The following is a 17,393-nucleotide window of genomic DNA, read 5'->3' as shown; positions in this document are numbered from 1 at the left end:
GTAATATATACACGTAATGCACTAAGAAGTAACTTTCAACTGTATGGAGACTGATATATGCTGTGAAGGAAGATGCGAACAAATTTTAGAAGTTCTTTGCTTGAGATATTGAAAAATTTCGTAATTTTTGCCAGGACGGCAAAAGCTCCGAAAGCGACAGGACGTCGCATTTGAGGAGGTAGAAATTTTTCAATATCTCAAGCATTAGAACTTCTTAATGAAGTGAGTTTTCCTTCACAGCATATATCAGCCGGAATACAGTTGAAAGTTACTTCGCTTACATACGCTTGAGTCGCAATATGCTTATATTATGAATTATTTTTTATGATATTTATCTCCTAGACATTTTTCTCTAAATTTATAAAGAATGTAGCCAATATTCCTATCACTAAACAAGCTGCAAGTGATGTGAAAGTAATAGTGTAACTTCCAGTCTTAAGTAATCGCATAGTTAAAACTGGTCCAATACTAGCACCTAAAAATAATATAAAAGTATACATAGAAACTGCTGAACCTCTTGTTTTTCCTCCAAGCACACCAATTAATGAGATCAAAGTTGGAGTAGTAATTGCAATACCTATTACAAAAATCACACTCATAATAATCATAAATAAAGCATTTGTACTAATTCCTATCAATGCAAGTCCTATAATTGAAAGTAATAACGAACCTCTAAGAACAGATATAATACTGAATTTTTCAACTAACTTTCCTGCATATGGTGACAGCACCATTCCAATAATTCCTATAAGTCTCACGTATAATATTTGTTGAGTAGTAAAATTAAATTTAGGACTACTTAGAAAACTACCTAAGGCACTGTACATACCGACAAATGACAACAATAATACTAAAGCAATAATATATGCATATTTCAATGATTTTATTTTAAATACACTTTTCATCTGTTTAAATACCTTTGAAATATTATTATCTGGCTGACTTATAGGAATATTAGGTATAAATAGTATTATTAATAAAGTAGTCATTAAATATATAAGTCCAAGAATATAAAATACAAAGTTCCATCCTATATGCTGATTTACAAAACTACTAAAAACTTGTCCAATTATTCCTGCCATCAAAAATCCTGTACTTATAAATCCAATAGCTACAACTCTTTTTTTAGGTGGAAATAATTCTACTGCATATGAAAGAGCTACAGGTGAAAAAGTTGCTGCTGCTACTCCTTGCATTCCACGAAGTGTAATAAGTGTTACTAAGTTATGTACTGTTCCTAAAAGGAAAGAAATAATCGTCAAAGCACTCAATCCAATAATTATTACTTTTTTACGACCATAACGATCAGATAATGGTCCATGACACAAACAACCAATTGCAAAACAAAGTGAAAATCCACTACTACTCCATACAGCTTTAGAAACCTCCACTGAAAAAATTTGTGAAAATGTTGAAACCAATGGAATTGTAACATACAAACTAGACATTATAACTAATCCTGACCAAAACAGTATCAATGTAATTAGCGAATAACTTTTTGTATCATCTATATTTTTTGAAATAACATTATTCATTTTCAAAACCTCCAAAATTTTAATTGTTAAAATAATATAATTGCTAAACTTCCTTATATCCTAATATCTTACCACCTACTTCATGTTCTATTAATTATCTTAAAAATTCAATTTTACAACTTACCCAACTGAAGCTGAATGTACAAAATTAAGAATCATATGTACTATCTATTTCTCCGAAAGTTCCTTATTACAATTTGCACAAACCCCATAAAATTTAAGACTATAATTAATTATTTTCAAATTATATTTCTTCTCAATTTTATTTTTGACAAAACCTAACATAGTGTCCTTTATTGGATATACTTTACCACACTCTTTACATATAAAATGAGGATGTTGATGTTCATTACCTGGTTCCATAAATTCATATCTAATTCCATCTTCATCAAAATCAAATTTACAAACTATACTGTTTTGCTCCAATAGTTGCATAGTCCTGTAAACAGTGGCAAGGCCAATTTCAGGATATTCCTTTCGTATGATCATATAAATTTCCTCAGTAGTTAGATGCTTATGTTGATTTTTAATAATAACATCTAATATTTTTTGTCTTTGCAGTGTTACTTTAACCCCCTTTATTTTTAAATCATTTTTTACTTTTTCTAATAAATTCTCCATAAATACCTCTCGTATTTTCAAAATTTTTAGACAGCAATCAAAAAGTTCTGGATATAGTTTTTTATCTACGTCTCGAAATATTTTATTGACGTTACATGTAACATATGTTTATTGTAACACTTGTTACATGTAACGTCAATTATATTTTTAAAATGCAAAAAAATAAAAACTCTCTATGTATATTAATTTCATAAAGAATTTTTAACTTGTTCTTCAATATTAAGTTTGTCTAAAATCAAAAACATTACAATATCACTTGGTTTACTTCAACCCAGTTTACTGGTGTACCTTGTCATTTTTATAAACTTCATGTGAATATTCCTGTAATCTTGCTTTTGCTTTTTCGAACATTTCTTTTGAGCTGCATTTTCTTTCTGAATGGAAATAATCCCTACTAGTGATTTTTTCATACCAACGTTGAAATTTTTTTAACTCTTCCTCATTCTCTTGAAGCTCAGAAAATTTAAACTTTCCATTTTCAGTCTCACGATCAAGTTCATATATTAATCTTTGGCAGTTATCTTCAAATTCAATATATTCTTCATCTATCTGCTTTTTAAATTCTGATATAATACATTTTTCATCATCTTCACTTATAAAGTTAAGTTCACTTAAAGTTGACTTTCCACCTAAATTATTAACCTCTTCTCTAAGATCTTTTAAAATTTCAAATAACCTTTCCTCATATGGAAGCAAAGCTACTCCCTGCTGTAAATAAACAGCTCCTATATCTTTGATTTTTCTCCAAATATATACCCTGTTTTTAGAAGTATTGCTTGGAACTTTATATGTAAGAGCTAAAAATTTCATACTCATAAGTTACTTTCATCCTTTCTAATAATAAAAAGTTCTTATTCAAAAGTATATCATAAAACTAAGTAAACTCTTACAATAAATTTATTATTCTCTCTAATCTATATTTTTGAAGTTATTAAAATCTCATAATTTATATAGATTTTATTTAATATCTGATTTATTGAATACATAAATACCTACTACTGTAGTTACTACTATAATTACTACTGATATAAGTACTGCTTGTAAGATTTCAGATGTCGTAGCTTTATCTGATAGCACAATACCTGGTTGTGCAAATATACTTTTATAGAAAATCCATTCCAATGATTTTTTTTGAACAGCTATTATATCAAGAATTCTATTAGCAAAATCTAAAAACACAATTACAATAATAGTAATATTAGCATTTCTAGATATAAATGCTGTTAGAACAAATATACTTCCTATAGCTATATATATAATCATTATAATTAAAAATAATTTTATTAAAAATATTATGGAATAAAGGTTAAATATTTCTCCATATCCATTTACTTTTGTATTTATGGAGGATAGTACTAATGCTGGTATAAATGTTATAACTATAATACCAATATAATAAACTATACTTTTTGACACAAAAATATCAATTCTTTTATGCCCATAGGAAATTAAATTTTTAATATATCCTGATGAAAATTCTGTAACTATATAATCAGACGCAAAAATTCCTATTAAAATATCTAAAGCTAATGAACTTTGTATTGAAAGTATAAATGTAAATGCTTGTTTTCCACTCATCAATTTAAAATTTTCTGAAAATGCATAAACTGCAATGCCTTGAAGTAAATTTAAAAACATAGTTAAATAAAATATTTTTGAAGTTTTTAATTTATAAAATTCTACCTTCAACAAATTAGACATTTTCTAATCCTCCTATAACTTGGGCAAAATATGTTTCTAAATCTTCTCCCATAGGCATTATTTGCTCTACTGTAACTCCTTCTTTTACAAGAATTTCTGTTACTTTTCCTGATTCTTCTATATAATCGTATAACTTAATAACATTGCCAGGCAAAACATTATAATTTAGTGTGTTTAATTTCTTGTTTAGTATGACAGCAGCATTAGCGGCATTATCAACTTTAATATGAATAAATTTTTTGCATCTATCATTTAATTCATCTATAGTTATTTCTTCTATTAGTTTACCCTTATGAATTATTCCATAATGATTTGCAATATGATAAAGTTCTCCTAATATATGACTAGAAATAAGCATTGTAACTCCATATTCTTCATTTAATTTCTTTAATAATTCACGTATTTCAATTATTCTAATTGGATCTAGTCCGTTAATGGGTTCATCTAAAATTAAAAATTCTGGTTCACCAAGTAAAGCCATGGCTATTCCTATTATCTGTTTAGTTCCTAAAGATAATATTTTTACTTTTTTATCCTTTATGTCATTTAATCCTACCATATCTAGTACTTTTTCTATACATTCTTTTCCTGGTATCCCCTTTTGAATTCTATTAATATGCATATTTTCATAAACCGTTTTATTTTCATAAAGTGCTGGAGTCTCTATAATAGCACCTATTCTTTTTCTACTATGCTCTATTTTATCTTTTTCATGTTCACCAAATAGTTCAATACTGCCACTATCTTCTGACACAAGTCCTGTTATAATTCTTATTAATGTACTTTTTCCTGCTCCATTTAAACCAATGAGTCCATATATTTGTCCCTTTTTTATTGTCATTGTTACATTATCAAGCACATTAGTATTTTTATATTTTTTAGTGACCTTGCTAATCTTCAAAATTGAACTATTCATACTATAAGATTTCCTCCACAAATTTTCTAGTTTTATAAATACATTATTACTAATCTATCCTTTATCTAACCAACATAAAAATTATACCACTTGTTTGTTATTACTCAATGAATATTTTTTAATTTATAATCTGCCAACATCTATATATCCTTTCTATTAATTGCAGCACAGGCTGCTATTAAAAATAACACTCCACAGCATATCATAATAATAGATTGATTCGCAGTATATCCTCCACTGTAAAATCCAGTATTAGCTATATAAAAAGGTAAACTTTTTATAACATGCTTTACAGCTTCACTTCTACCAGATCCTAAAGCCTGATTTAAAAGTACTAATATCAAATCAAAATACAGCACATAGCCGATAATTCCAGCAAGTAAAAAATTAGAACTAAAAACTGAAACTAACAATTCAAAAGTGCCTAAAGTAAATGCAAAGACAATAAATGCATATAAATTATTAAGCAGCATTTTTGAATCAAAAGTATTGCAGGCAATTGATAAAATTTCATAGAATATAAAGCATACTATAGCTGCAATTATAAAGCTGCTCAATTTGGAAAACATTATTTCTATTCTACTGAATATACCTGTAAATATCATCTTATCTGTTTTATTCGAAAATTCCTGTGTTAATGAAAAACTAAAAACAACTAAAAGTATATACGATATTATCTGCAGCATCATTTTAGGCATTGCTTGCACTTCACCTTTTGCACAAATTAAAAACAAAATACAAGCTACAGCAAATAAACAAATTAATAAATTCTTAAAAAAGCCTTTTTTTCTTATATCCAATGTAATAATCTTTAAAACTCGTTCCAAAATAATCACCTTCTCCTATTACTTAATTTCTCTTCTGTTAATAATGAGTGTAGCCAAAACACAAAATATCACTGCCCAAATTATATTTATTAGTATTGATTGCATACTAAAATATCCTTGCATTAATGCTATTGTATTATAAAATGGTGTTTTCATATAAGTAGAAAATTTACTTATTAATTCTGGATGATTTCCAATTGCAACTGAAATGAATGAACTATAAAAATTTATCAAACTAAGTATCATTATAAAAAATAAAATGAATTTGCTTTCACTAAATATTATAGAAATTATTAAAAGCATAAGCGCTCCCATAGAAAATGCTATAATAATATAAGTGATAAATAATTGTAAATGATTAAATGCTAAAAAACCATTGATTCCTATCTTCTTATACAAAATAATCGATGCTAATATATTATTCACTTCAACCATTATAGAGAAAATAATTCCCCATATAATTAAACCTATTGATTTTGAAATCATTATTTCCGTTCTACTAAAAACCCCCGTAAAAACAGTTTTAATACAATTAGATTTTATATCATTTCTTAAAATTGAAACCGCTGCATACAATATCATTACATATAAAAAACGTCCAAATTCAAAACCATAACCCTCAAGTCCATATAATGGTGGATGTACAAAACAAATCCATAACATTGAATAAGCAAAAGCTGCAATTATTCCTAACAAAAACTCTTTTGAATATGCTGTGTTTTTAACATTAAGCCAGGACATTTTTAATAGCTTATGCATTCTTTTCTACCTCCATAGTTTTTAAATATTTTTCTTCTAAGCTTTCTTTTATTTCATATACACCTCTAAGTGGTATGTTTTCTTTGCCTATACTTGAAACTAAATTTTCTAGTTCATTAAGCTTTAATTGAGCTTCAAGTTTATCTTCACTTAGTACTTTGTACTCCAAATTTTTACCATTAAAAAATTTCTTTAATTCTTCTAATTTACTTGTTACAAAAGCAACAAGTGCATTATCTTTCTCACTTTTCTTTAAGCTTTCAACTTTAATTATTTTTCCCTGCTGTATAAATGCAACCTTATCACACATTAACTCTATTTCAGAAAGAATATGACTGGATATAAGTACTGCCCTATGCTTTTCCTTTGCTATATATTTTATAAACTCTCTAAGTTCTGGTACTATAGCAGGATCTAGTCCATTAGTTGGCTCATCTAATACAAGTATAGGTGGATAGGATAAAACTGCTTGAGCTATTCCAATTCTTTGTTTCATTCCTAAAGAATAATTTTTTGCTTTCTTATTTATATAACCTTCAATGCCTAATCTTTTAACTATTTCATTAATTTCTCCTTTATCTTTAAGACCTGATATTTCAGAGAAAAATAATAAGTTTTCATACCCCGTTAATTCTGGATAAAAACCAGGTGTTTCTATTACACAACCTATCTGTTTTGTATCATGTCTTTTATTATTTTTTATATTTTCATCATTTATATAAACATCTCCATCATATTTTTTAATAAGTTTAGTGATAATTTTCATAAGTGTAGTTTTTCCGGCACCATTTGGTCCTATAAGCCCAATAACTTCTCCTTCTTCTAGTGATAAACTAACCTTATCAAGAACTGTTTGTTTTCCATAAACCTTAGTTACATTATTAATTTTTAAAACTTCCTTCATAAAAAATCTCCTCCAAAATCTATATTTACAAATGTATTATCTATTAATTACTTTGGCTCTATCTCAACCAACCTGTTGATATCATTGTATAATTCTGCATATAAGAAAACTTAAAGAACTCCTTAAGAAAACCTTAAGTTTTAATATTGGAAATAAAAAATAGCCACATTGCTGCAACTATTTTTATACTTGTTCTTGAGATTTTCTAGAGTAACCATAAAAAATCATTATAGATTTAAAATCATCTTCTAACTAATTAATTGCCTTAGACTGCGATATATTGTCTATAAATATCATTCCATCATAAGAATTTAAAGGAATTTGTGGTGCATAGGACCCAATAGGATTATATTTTGAATATTCAGCACCAATAGCATGTATTAACTTTAAGTTTGATAACCACTGCTTTATACCTTTATCTTGAGCTGCAGAATTAAAATCCATAAAGTATAAAGGTATATTTAAATTATGAAGATTATGAGCAAATGTAAAAGATGAAGAATTTTTTATAGTAAATTCCTTAATGTGCGCACTTTTGCTGTTGCTAATTGGATATGCTCTAAAATTTCCTTTATAAAATTCCATTCCTATAACATACATATCATTACTAAACATCTTTTTTAAATGTGATCCCATAGAAGTATAATTTGGCATTTCTTTAGTTACATGTCCATTATGTGCCCAAAGCATGATTTTATCATTTCCAAATTGTTTTTCATAATCTAAAATCCATTTAACATTTTCAGCCATATACTTATCCCTAGTATTAGTATACTCCATTCCAGCTTGGGATTTTACTTGCAAACATTTATAGATATTGTTTAAATCTTGATAAACCATTTTATATTCACTATCAGAAGACCTTGAAATATACAGTTCTTTATTTTTATCAAAATCACTTAATAATTCCTTAATGTTGTTTTTTACACTTGCTAATTTGTCTTTTTCAAGTGAAGATACATTATCATCATTAAATTTGCTAAATACGCTTTCATATTTATTAATTGAATTACCATCCACTACTTTTAAATAATCTAAAACTTTTTCTTTTTCAATTTTTGTAGATTGAACATCAAAGCCATAAAATTTTATTTTTGTTTTATTATTATCATCTTTATTATAATTTCTCATCCACTCTATCATGCTGGATACTTCTTCAGTTTTCCATGTCCAGTATTTTAAAGCTTTAACAGCATCATTAACATTTCCTTTTCCATAAAGTATATAATCATTAACTACCTGAGCATCTCCAAAACCTGCCTCCATAGCAAATAATCTATATTCCATTTTTGTCACTAAAAATTCTAACATACGATGTTTCATTTGAAAGAATTCTTTTGTACCATGTGTAGCTTCTCCTATAGATACAATTTTTTTATCTTTTAATACACTTTCAAGAGGTTTTAAATCTTCAAACCCACTTTCAGCTTTTACTGTTTTTAAAGGTATTACTTTATTTTTCAATACCTTACCATTCTTTGATTCTGAAATTTTATTCATACTTAAAGTACCAGATGCAATTAAAATTAAAACTCCAAATATGCATATCAATACTTTCATTAATTTGCTTTTTATTTTCATAATTTTTCCTCCTATAATAATTAACTTAATAGCTTAAGCTTATTCTATAAATTGGAACTAAAAAAAACTTAAAGAACTTCTTAAGAAAACCTTAAGTTTGTCCTTTAAGCTTATTTATTGTCTATACAATCTTATATCCCATTCCCCATATAGTTTCTATGTACTCTTCTTTTGGATTAGCCTTTTGTAACTTACTTCTTAAATTGCTCATATGGACATTTACCGTATTATCATCACCAAGGTATTCTTCTCCCCAAACGCTTTCAAATAAATTCGCCTTTGAAAATACTTTTTTAGGATGCATTAAAAGCAATTCAAGTATTTCAAACTCTCTTGCAGTAAGATTTATATTTTTACCATTTACAGAAACTTCTTTAGTTTCTTTATTTAAAACTATATCTTTATAAATCAAATTTTCATTTGTACTATTGTTATTATTAAATTTCGTATATCTCCTTAAATTTGAATAAACTCTAGCACATACTTCCTCTATATCAAAAGGCTTTGTAATATAATCATCTGCTCCTAAATTAAGCAATTCTATTTTATCTTTTTTATCAATTTTAGCCGAAATTACAATTACAGGCATTTCCTTATCCTTTCTTATATTTTTAATCAATTCTTCTCCCGTGATTCCAGGAAGCATCAAATCCAATATTACAAGTTGAAAATCTTTAGCTTCAATATGCAGCATAGCTTCTGTACCAGAATAAGCTTGCACTACATTGTATCCCTTTTTCTCCATCAGCTTTGCAAGTAAAGTATTTATACCATTATCATCTTCTACTATTAATATGTTAATATTTTCATTCATAGTTCAGCCCTCACATTAAACAAAATATATGTAATATTATAACATATATTTTGTTTAATTTAACTATTCTCTATTTCTTCCACTTCATTAAATGATCTTCAACAAAAATTTATGTTTCTTATAAAATTATTAAATAAAACATATTTTTTGTTTTCTTAACTTCTCAGTTTTATAAATTAATTTATATTTATGCAAATTTTAAACAATTTTATTTAAAATCACTAATAATGTGAATTGTGCACACATTATTGGTAAATATATACAGTTCTAAAATCCACCACTATCTAATAATTTATATATTAATAAGTTATTATATTTTTTATTTGTATAAGGAGTGAATAAATATGAAATTCAATGCAATTGGATGTTTCGCCATAGTAATGGCATTTCTATTCATTGGTGAAGCAGTATCCACTAAAACAAAAGCTTATATTCCTTCTGTATTTTTATCAGCAGTATTATTTATGATAGGATTTTGGACTTTTGTACCTAAAGATGTAGTCTCTCAAGCTTCTTTTGGTGATAATTTTGTATCTATATGTATGAGCTTACTTTTAGTGCATCTTGGTACTCTTATGAGTTTAAAAAAGCTTATAGAACAATGGAAGGCTGTTTTAATTGCAGTATTCGGTATATGTGGAACTGTTTTTATGACCATGACCATAGGCAGATTTTTCTTTGATTGGCATGTAGTTGTATCTGCAACTCCTCCTCTAACTGGAGGAATAGTAGCAGCACTTCTAATGTCTGAAGCATTAAAAGCAAAAGGGCTTATGGCACTTGCTGCACTACCAATAGCAATGTTTATAACTCACAGTTTTTTCGGATATCCTCTAACTTCTTGGTGTCTTAAAAGAGAAGGTAAAAGATTGCTTAAAGATTTCAGAAAAAATGGTCCTAATGAAACAGAAATTAAAAATAGTAAACAACTAACTGAAAACAGTGTATGTAAGAAACTTATACCACCTGTTCCTGAAAATTATAGAACGACAAGTTTGATACTTTTTAAGGTGATGATTGTTGCAATTTTGGCAAGTTGGGTCTCAGGACTTACTCATGGTGCTATAAATCAGTATATTGTATGTTTAGTATTTGGTGTTATATTTTGTGAAATTGGATTTCTTGAAGAAAGTGCTCTTGTTACAGCTGGAGTTTTTTCATGGCTTATATCTGGTTTATTAGCTTATGTATTTGCAGGACTTTCGGCCGTTGGACCAGCACAACTTGTAAGAATGCTGATCCCAATAGTTACTTTAATAGTTTTAGGTATTTTGGGTATGTTCATAATGTCTATGATAGTTGGAAAATTTTTTGGTTTTACAAAGGAAATGGGATTTGCTTGTGCTCTTACATCATTATTTGGTTTTCCTGCAGATTATATTATAACTAATGAAGTATGTAAATCAGTGAGTAAAACTGAAGATGAACGACTTTATGTTGTGGACATACTTCTTCCACGAATGCTTGTAGGTGGTTTTGCAACAGTATCTATAGCATCCGTTATTATAGCAAGCATATTTATAAATTTATTATAAATAATTTATTAATTATAAAATTTTAGACAGGAGGCGTATTATATTGAATACTGATATACTTAAAAAAGCTAAAGAAATACAGGATTGGGTAGTTAAATATAGAAGAGACTTTCACAAACATCCAGAACAATCTTTTAAAGAATTCCGAACTTCTAAAATTGTAAGTGAAGAACTTATAAAAATGGGCATTAAGGTAGAACATATTGGAGAAACTGGAGTTATTGGAATACTTAAAGGAGCATGTACTGGAAAAGTTATTGCTCTTAGAGCTGATATGGATGCACTCTCAGTAACAGAAGATACAGGATTACCTTTTACTTCAGAAAATATTGGATTCATGCATGCTTGTGGTCACGATTGTCATACTTCTATGCTTTTAGGTGCAGCAAAACTTTTATCGGAAATGAAGGAACAACTTAATGGTACTGTTAAATTTATATTCCAACCAGCTGAAGAAGTTGCTGCTGGGGCAAAAAAGCTAGTAGAAGGTGGCGTATTAAAAAATCCTGATGTTGATTTTATATTTGGTATGCATATATGGTCTGATATTCCTGTTGGAAAAGTAGTGCTTAAAGAAGGACCTTTTATGGCAAGTGGAGATATATGGGATCTCACGATAAAAGGTAAATCTTGTCATGGTTCATCACCTTGGCAAGGTGTTGATGCCATTGTATGTGCTTCAGCTGTAATAAACGGAATTCAATCTATTGTCAGCAGAATTAATGATGTCAGATCACCAATAGTTATAAATATAGGTACTATTCATGGTGGAGAAAGGTTTAATGTTACACCTGGATCTGTTAAAATGGAAGGAATGAATAGAGCTTTCAACTCATATACCAGAAAGAAAATTCCTGAATGGGTTGAAAAAATAGTAAAAAGCACCTGTGAAGCATATGGCTGTGATTATGAATATAATTATAACTTCATATGTGCAACAACTACAAACGACGAAGAATGTACTAAATTTGCTAAAAAGTCTATTGAAAAATTCCTTGGTGAAGATAAAATAATGTCTTGTGGAAAAATAATGGGATCTGAAGATATGTCAGAATATCTAGAACACATACCAGGTACTCTAATGCTACTTGGTGGACGAAATGAAGCAAAAAATTGTTGTTATTCACATCACTCAAATAATTTTAACGTTGACGAAGACGCACTTCCAATTGGTGTTGCTTGCTATACACAAATTGCTATTGACTACCTATGTAAATAACTGATTTTATAAAAGGGAACATCCTTAGATTTGATTTACAGAAATCTAAGGATGTTCCCTTTATTATAGAATATTATTTATTCATTATAGTATGAAGGCTTACAAATCACCTCATGAATTTTAACATCAAATATACTGCTAGCATGTGAAGGTGTTAAAATTAATGCAGTATCAGCTCCGTATGCTGAACCACCTATTGCAATAATTGGTTCTCCAAAAGGTATTAATCCTGCATCTAAGGCCATGACTGAAACTTCAACACAAACTTTAGTACCTTGCCCAAAGATTCTTAAAGTTTGAGCAATTATTTCAACAGGATTAATTCCACCAAAAGCTCTACTAATTCCTCTTTCTGCCCCACTTAATACATGAGTAGTTGTTAATATTTTTATTCCAAGTTCTTCAAGTTCTTTTCTAACATCTACTGTAATTTCATTTTTTCCTGCTTCTGGATACCCATTTGCATGTGTTACAGCTACAATATTTATTCCATTATCATTTTTTAAAAGTTTTGCTGTACCACCTTTTGAGGATGCTACAACAATATGCTTTATTCCTTTCTGAATTGCAGTTTTTAATGCTAAATTAATAGTATCACTTGTATTTTCTTTACCTTTATTATTGAAATACATAATCTTAAACTCCTTTATAATCTTTCTATTTTACCATTATAACAAAATTATCTTTTTTGGAGCTAATTTAGGTAGCTCACAACCCTAATAACCTACCTCCTAGCTTACAAACTGAAATATATTAATATCATTTTTTTATGTATATTTTACTACTGTATTTAATTAGTTACAATGCTTATTATATCAATGATTTAACATATGTTTTGTGAATATTTTCACTAAATTAGACTGAAATCGATCTTTTTTAGTTATTAAGCAGATTTCCCACACAAAAGATTGATCTTTAAATGGAATTGGATGAACATCTGGATAGTTAATGTCCTTAGCCATAAAATCAACACTGACTCCAATACCTTTATTAAAATGACTTAATTTATGAATGCCAATAATTTCTGAAGTAGTGAAAACTATATTTGGTTCAAAACCTGCCTCTTTACATTTATTAATAAAATTACGATGAAAATGAAATTTTTCATTAAGAACAATAAGATCTTCATCTTCAAGATCACTAAAATCTACTACTGTTTTTTTACATAATGAATTTTTTTCATTTACTAATATACAAGGGTGTTGACTTTTAATAACAGTGGCATTAAAATCTTTCTCATTAACAGGACCAATTGAAACAGCTAAATCTACATTTTCATTCATAACTACTTCTTCACAAATTGAATCTGGATATGTTTTTACAATTAGTTCAACATTGGGATACATTTCTTTAAAATCTGATATAATATCTGGTGACAATGCATTAAGAACTCCAAAGGAAAAACATACTGTTAAAGTTCCCTCATTAATATTGTCCATTTTATTTAAACCTTCTAAAATCAAGTCAAATTCTTGCACAATATGTTCGGATTGTTTTTGTAAATACTCCCCATACTTTGTTATCCTAATTCCTTTAGATGTATTATAAAACAAAGGATACTGAAGTTCTTCTTCCAAATTGTTAATTGCCTTGCTTAATCCCTGTTGGGTAATATAAATTTCTTTAGCAGCTCTGGAAAAGCTCTTATGTTTACAAACCTGTAAAAAATATTTTAGTTGTTTTATATCCAATCTAATGCACCTACCTTTTTATGTACTATTTATAATCATTTGTTCAATTGTAAATTACTAAAAAAGTAATATAACTTTTAGTTGTATGAGTATAAATTTAAGTTGTTTATCAAATGTAAATATCTGTCGTATAATTTAATTGTAAACGTATTAGGGGTACAGCAGTGGATAATCATGGATAAAATAAAAACTATATTGAATATTTTCTTCTTGCATAAAATATCAAAAATAGTTAATCATTAAGAAATTTTATCTTTATAAATATATAAGTGTAGTCTTGGAAAAACCTAAAACCCAAATTAGTTTCATCTATGACTAATAATATATTTTACTCCCATCAAGGACATATTAGCTTACCCCTACTATGTTAAATTTTCTACTTTTAGTATATAAGCAATTTTAAAAAACTACAATCTATTTTACGAATCTATTGTAGAAACAAGGAGGTATTTTATTAATGGAAGACAGAGGATTATTAATAAAAAGAGCAGAAGAAGAACTTATTTCAAAGGCAAAAAAAGATGGTGTAGAAACTGCTTGGGATAGAAAAGCTGAAATGAAAACGCCTTGTGGTTTTGGCTCAGCAGGTGTATGCTGCAGGAACTGTGTTATGGGACCTTGTAGAGTAAGTCCAGTTCCTGGAAAAGGTGTAGAGAGAGGTATTTGTGGAGCTACAGCAGACGTTATAGTTGCAAGAAACTTTGCAAGAATGTGTGCAGCTGGTTCAGCCGCTCACTCCGATCATGGTAGATCACTATGCCTTTATCTTGAAAATGCATCAAGAGATGGACAAATAAATATAAGAGACGAAAAGAAACTTATGACTGTTGCTAAAAAATATAGCATTGAGACTGAAGGAAGAGACATTTATGATATAGCACATGATATAGCTGCAGCTACATTAAATGAATTTGGTAAACCTCATGGGAACTTAGCTTTCTCAAAAGCTCTACCTACAAAGAGAAGAGAAGTTTGGGACAAACTTGGTGTAACTCCAAGATCAATTGATAAAGATATAGTTAGTATAATGCACTCAACTCATATTGGATGTTCAGGAGATGCCAAAAATCTTTATAACATGGCAATGCGAGCATCCCTTGGAGACGGATGGGGTGGTTCTTATATTGCAACTGAAATTAGTGACATTTTATTCAAAACTCCATCACCAGTACAAACTGAAGCTAATCTAGGTGTATTAGAAACTAATCAAGTTAACATTATATTACATGGTCATGAACCATCACTTTCAGAGGCAGTTGTTGCAGCTTCCGAAGATCCTGAACTTATTGCTCTTGCAAAAGCTCAAGGAGCAGAAGGAATAAATGTCTGTGGTATGTGCTGTACAGGAAATGAAATAACAATGAGACATGGTATTAAAATGGCAGGAAACTTCCTACAACAGGAGCTTGCAGTAATAACAGGTGCAGTTGAAGGATTAATAGTTGATGTTCAATGTATAATGCCAGCACTTGCAAAACTTTCAAAATCTTATCATACTAAATTTATAACAACTTCACCAAAAGCTCATATAACAGATTCTTTGTATATTGAATTTGATGAAGAGCATCCATATGACTCTGCAAAAGAAATGTTAAAACAATCTATATTAAATTATAAAAATAGAGATAGAGAAAAAGTTTTAATTCCTAATGAAAAATGTGAAGCTATGGTTGGATTTAGTACAGAGGCTATCGTAAATAGTCTTGACACAGTTGTTAACTCACAGATAGGACCTATGCAAACGGTTAAACCTCTTGCAGATGTTATAGTATCTGGTACTATAAGAGGCGCTGCAGCTATTGTTGGTTGTAATAATCCAAAAAATCCACATGATACATGTCATGTAGACATGATGAAATATCTAATTGCTCATGATGTAATAATAATTGTTACTGGTTGTGCAGCTCATGCAGCAGCTAAAGCTGGTTTAATGTTACCAGAAGCAAAGGAACTCGCTGGTCCTGGACTTAAGACTGTATGTAATTTATTAGGTATTCCACCAGTTCTTCATCAAGGTTCATGTGTTGATATCAGCCGTAACTTACAACTTGCTGGAGAACTTGCAAATCATTTAGGTGTAGATATCAGTGACTTACCAGTAGTTGGCGCAGCTCCAGAGTGGATGTCAGAAAAAGCTGTAGCTATAGGAACTTACGTAGTAGGCAGCGGTATAGATGCATGGCTAGGAGTTGTTCCTCCTGTAACAGGTTCCCCTTTTGCTGTGGATTACTTATTAAATAAGATGGAAGAAGACTACGGTGCTAAATTCTATGTAGAAACTGATCCAATTAAAGCAGCAGAGCAAATGGTACAAAGAATAGAAGCAAAACGTAAAAAAATAAATATATAAAAATTTCAAAGCAGACATTTTTAAAATGTCTGCTTTATTTCATCAACTGAAATTACAACTTTTAACTTGAATATTTCAATTAGTAATATTCATTGATTTTAAATTTCTTTAATTTTATTATTAGCTTTTTTCTTATCATTCCACATTTTTTTAACCAAAACAATTAATGCACTTAATGCAAATAACATTAAAAGACCAATTACAAATGTTTTTACTGTACCTGTTAACATTCCTCCTATATAAGAATATATAATAGTTGCAGGAAGCTGTCCTATACCTGTTGCCACAAAGAATGACCAAAAACTCATAGATGTTAAACCTGCAGCATAACTAACTATATCAAAAGATATGAAAGGCAGTAGTCTGGCAATTAGAACTGCATATTTACCGTACCTTTCAAAAAACTCATCAATCTTTTTTAAAGCTGTTCTACTTGTAAGCTTTTCCACTACATCTCTTCCTAAAATTCTTGCAATATAATAACATAATGCAGCTCCTGCCATAGCGCTTGACCATGATAACATTGCTCCTTTAACCCATCCAAAAAGTCCTGCATTAGCAAATGTTATTATAAATGCTGGAAGCGGTGCAATTACGGATTGTAATATCATTAGTAAAAAAGAAACGACTGGTGCCCAAATTCCAAAGCTAAGTATATATTCTCTTGCTGATTTAACATCTACATTTTTCAATACGGAAATTGCCTGATTCACGTTATATTTTATTGGTGGCACAAAAACATATAAGCAAATAACTATAAAAATGCAAAAAATTTTCATTATGTTTCCTTTAAACACATTTTTCACTTTAATCCCACCTCTCTCAAAAAAACATAAAATAAGTCCAAATATTAAAAAAGTCAATAATGCTATATTTATACTAGAAAAATTTATATTAGATTCTTTTATTCCTTCTCTTATAATAGCGGCAGGAACAACTT

General features: G+C 28.9%; 16 protein-coding genes. 3 read left to right on the top strand and 13 right to left on the bottom strand.

Going from position 1 to position 17,393, the window contains the following annotated elements:
• Positions 1-338: 338 nt before the first annotated feature.
• The 10 genes from EG57_RS0219120 to EG57_RS0219075 form a co-directional block, all read right to left on the bottom strand.
• Positions 339-1,535, bottom strand: a complete 1,197-nt coding sequence (locus EG57_RS0219120) for an MFS transporter (RefSeq protein WP_032078736.1) — start codon at positions 1,533-1,535, stop codon at positions 339-341.
• A 168-nt stretch (positions 1,536-1,703) separates the two neighbouring features.
• Positions 1,704-2,156 (bottom strand): Fur family transcriptional regulator, encoded by a 453-nt coding sequence (locus tag EG57_RS0219115; protein WP_007064674.1) that lies wholly within the window; start codon positions 2,154-2,156, stop codon positions 1,704-1,706.
• 276 nt (positions 2,157-2,432) lie between these two features.
• Positions 2,433-2,972, bottom strand: coding sequence for a Chromate resistance protein ChrB (locus tag EG57_RS0219110; protein WP_007059066.1), 540 nt, complete (start codon positions 2,970-2,972; stop codon positions 2,433-2,435).
• Between the two features lie 141 nt (positions 2,973-3,113).
• On the bottom strand, positions 3,114-3,857 hold the full coding sequence (locus tag EG57_RS0219105) for an ABC transporter permease (protein ID WP_032078735.1): 744 nt from the start codon (positions 3,855-3,857) through the stop codon (positions 3,114-3,116).
• Positions 3,850-4,773 (bottom strand): ABC transporter ATP-binding protein, encoded by a 924-nt coding sequence (locus tag EG57_RS0219100; RefSeq protein ID WP_032078734.1) that lies wholly within the window; start codon positions 4,771-4,773, stop codon positions 3,850-3,852. The genes EG57_RS0219105 and EG57_RS0219100 overlap by 8 nt, the downstream gene beginning before the upstream one ends.
• Before the next feature lie 140 nt (positions 4,774-4,913).
• Positions 4,914-5,609 carry an ABC transporter permease gene (locus EG57_RS0219095; RefSeq protein WP_242859885.1) on the bottom strand — a complete coding sequence of 232 codons (696 nt, stop codon included), beginning with the start codon at positions 5,607-5,609 and terminating at the stop codon, positions 4,914-4,916.
• Positions 5,610-5,618: 9 nt separating this feature from the next.
• On the bottom strand, positions 5,619-6,359 hold the full coding sequence (locus EG57_RS0219090; RefSeq protein WP_032078732.1) for an ABC transporter permease: 741 nt from the start codon (positions 6,357-6,359) through the stop codon (positions 5,619-5,621).
• Positions 6,352-7,263, bottom strand: coding sequence for an ABC transporter ATP-binding protein (locus EG57_RS0219085; RefSeq protein WP_032078731.1), 912 nt, complete (start codon positions 7,261-7,263; stop codon positions 6,352-6,354). Before EG57_RS0219085 ends, EG57_RS0219090 begins: the two co-directional genes overlap by 8 nt.
• Before the next feature lie 252 nt (positions 7,264-7,515).
• Positions 7,516-8,844: an erythromycin esterase family protein gene (locus EG57_RS0219080; protein WP_032078730.1), complete on the bottom strand. Its 1,329-nt coding sequence runs from the start codon at positions 8,842-8,844 to the stop codon at positions 7,516-7,518.
• 121 nt (positions 8,845-8,965) lie between these two features.
• Positions 8,966-9,658: a response regulator transcription factor gene (locus tag EG57_RS0219075; RefSeq protein ID WP_032078729.1), complete on the bottom strand. Its 693-nt coding sequence runs from the start codon at positions 9,656-9,658 to the stop codon at positions 8,966-8,968.
• Positions 9,659-10,002: 344 nt separating this feature from the next.
• On the opposite strand from EG57_RS0219075, the gene EG57_RS0219070 reads away from it, so the two are divergent.
• Both EG57_RS0219070 and EG57_RS0219065 read left to right on the top strand, forming a co-directional pair.
• Positions 10,003-11,193, top strand: coding sequence for a hypothetical protein (locus EG57_RS0219070; protein WP_032078728.1), 1,191 nt, complete (start codon positions 10,003-10,005; stop codon positions 11,191-11,193).
• Positions 11,194-11,236: 43 nt separating this feature from the next.
• Positions 11,237-12,412 carry a M20 metallopeptidase family protein gene (locus EG57_RS0219065; protein WP_032078727.1) on the top strand — a complete coding sequence of 392 codons (1,176 nt, stop codon included), beginning with the start codon at positions 11,237-11,239 and terminating at the stop codon, positions 12,410-12,412.
• Between the two features lie 77 nt (positions 12,413-12,489).
• On the opposite strand, the gene EG57_RS0219060 is transcribed toward EG57_RS0219065, so the two are convergent.
• Complete coding sequence (locus EG57_RS0219060) at positions 12,490-13,044, bottom strand: pyruvate kinase alpha/beta domain-containing protein (protein ID WP_032078726.1); 555 nt, start codon at positions 13,042-13,044, stop codon at positions 12,490-12,492.
• A 183-nt stretch (positions 13,045-13,227) separates the two neighbouring features.
• Positions 13,228-14,103, bottom strand: coding sequence for a LysR family transcriptional regulator (locus EG57_RS0219055; RefSeq protein WP_032078725.1), 876 nt, complete (start codon positions 14,101-14,103; stop codon positions 13,228-13,230).
• Between the two features lie 457 nt (positions 14,104-14,560).
• Here EG57_RS0219055 and cooS point away from each other — a divergent pair, with 457 nt between their 5' ends.
• Positions 14,561-16,453 (top strand): anaerobic carbon-monoxide dehydrogenase catalytic subunit, encoded by a 1,893-nt coding sequence (gene cooS, locus EG57_RS0219050; protein ID WP_032078724.1) that lies wholly within the window; start codon positions 14,561-14,563, stop codon positions 16,451-16,453.
• A gap of 98 nt (positions 16,454-16,551) precedes the next feature.
• Here cooS and EG57_RS0219045 read toward each other — a convergent pair whose 3' ends face one another.
• On the bottom strand, positions 16,552-17,259 hold the full coding sequence (locus EG57_RS0219045; RefSeq protein ID WP_414629355.1) for a TVP38/TMEM64 family protein: 708 nt from the start codon (positions 17,257-17,259) through the stop codon (positions 16,552-16,554).
• Positions 17,260-17,393 lie beyond the last annotated feature (134 nt).

The sequence above is a fragment of the Clostridium drakei genome (assembly GCF_000633595.2).
Lineage (GTDB): Bacteria > Bacillota > Clostridia > Clostridiales > Clostridiaceae > Clostridium_AM > Clostridium_AM drakei.
Note: the sequence above shows the minus strand (reverse complement) of the source record. Positions and strands in the feature narration are given on the sequence as shown.

Coding starts and splice junctions, on each gene's coding strand:
- cooS (WP_032078724.1), top strand. CDS start 14,561: ATGGAAGACAGAGGATTATTAATAAAAAGAGCAGAAGAAGAACTTATT.
- EG57_RS0219090 (WP_032078732.1), bottom strand. CDS start 6,359: ATGCATAAGCTATTAAAAATGTCCTGGCTTAATGTTAAAAACACAGCA.
- EG57_RS0219085 (WP_032078731.1), bottom strand. CDS start 7,263: ATGAAGGAAGTTTTAAAAATTAATAATGTAACTAAGGTTTATGGAAAA.
- EG57_RS0219120 (WP_032078736.1), bottom strand. CDS start 1,535: ATGAATAATGTTATTTCAAAAAATATAGATGATACAAAAAGTTATTCG.
- EG57_RS0219105 (WP_032078735.1), bottom strand. CDS start 3,857: ATGTCTAATTTGTTGAAGGTAGAATTTTATAAATTAAAAACTTCAAAA.
- EG57_RS0219100 (WP_032078734.1), bottom strand. CDS start 4,773: ATGAATAGTTCAATTTTGAAGATTAGCAAGGTCACTAAAAAATATAAA.
- EG57_RS0219115 (WP_007064674.1), bottom strand. CDS start 2,156: ATGGAGAATTTATTAGAAAAAGTAAAAAATGATTTAAAAATAAAGGGG.
- EG57_RS0219075 (WP_032078729.1), bottom strand. CDS start 9,658: ATGAATGAAAATATTAACATATTAATAGTAGAAGATGATAATGGTATA.
- EG57_RS0219070 (WP_032078728.1), top strand. CDS start 10,003: ATGAAATTCAATGCAATTGGATGTTTCGCCATAGTAATGGCATTTCTA.
- EG57_RS0219080 (WP_032078730.1), bottom strand. CDS start 8,844: ATGAAAATAAAAAGCAAATTAATGAAAGTATTGATATGCATATTTGGA.
- EG57_RS0219110 (WP_007059066.1), bottom strand. CDS start 2,972: ATGAGTATGAAATTTTTAGCTCTTACATATAAAGTTCCAAGCAATACT.
- EG57_RS0219060 (WP_032078726.1), bottom strand. CDS start 13,044: ATGTATTTCAATAATAAAGGTAAAGAAAATACAAGTGATACTATTAAT.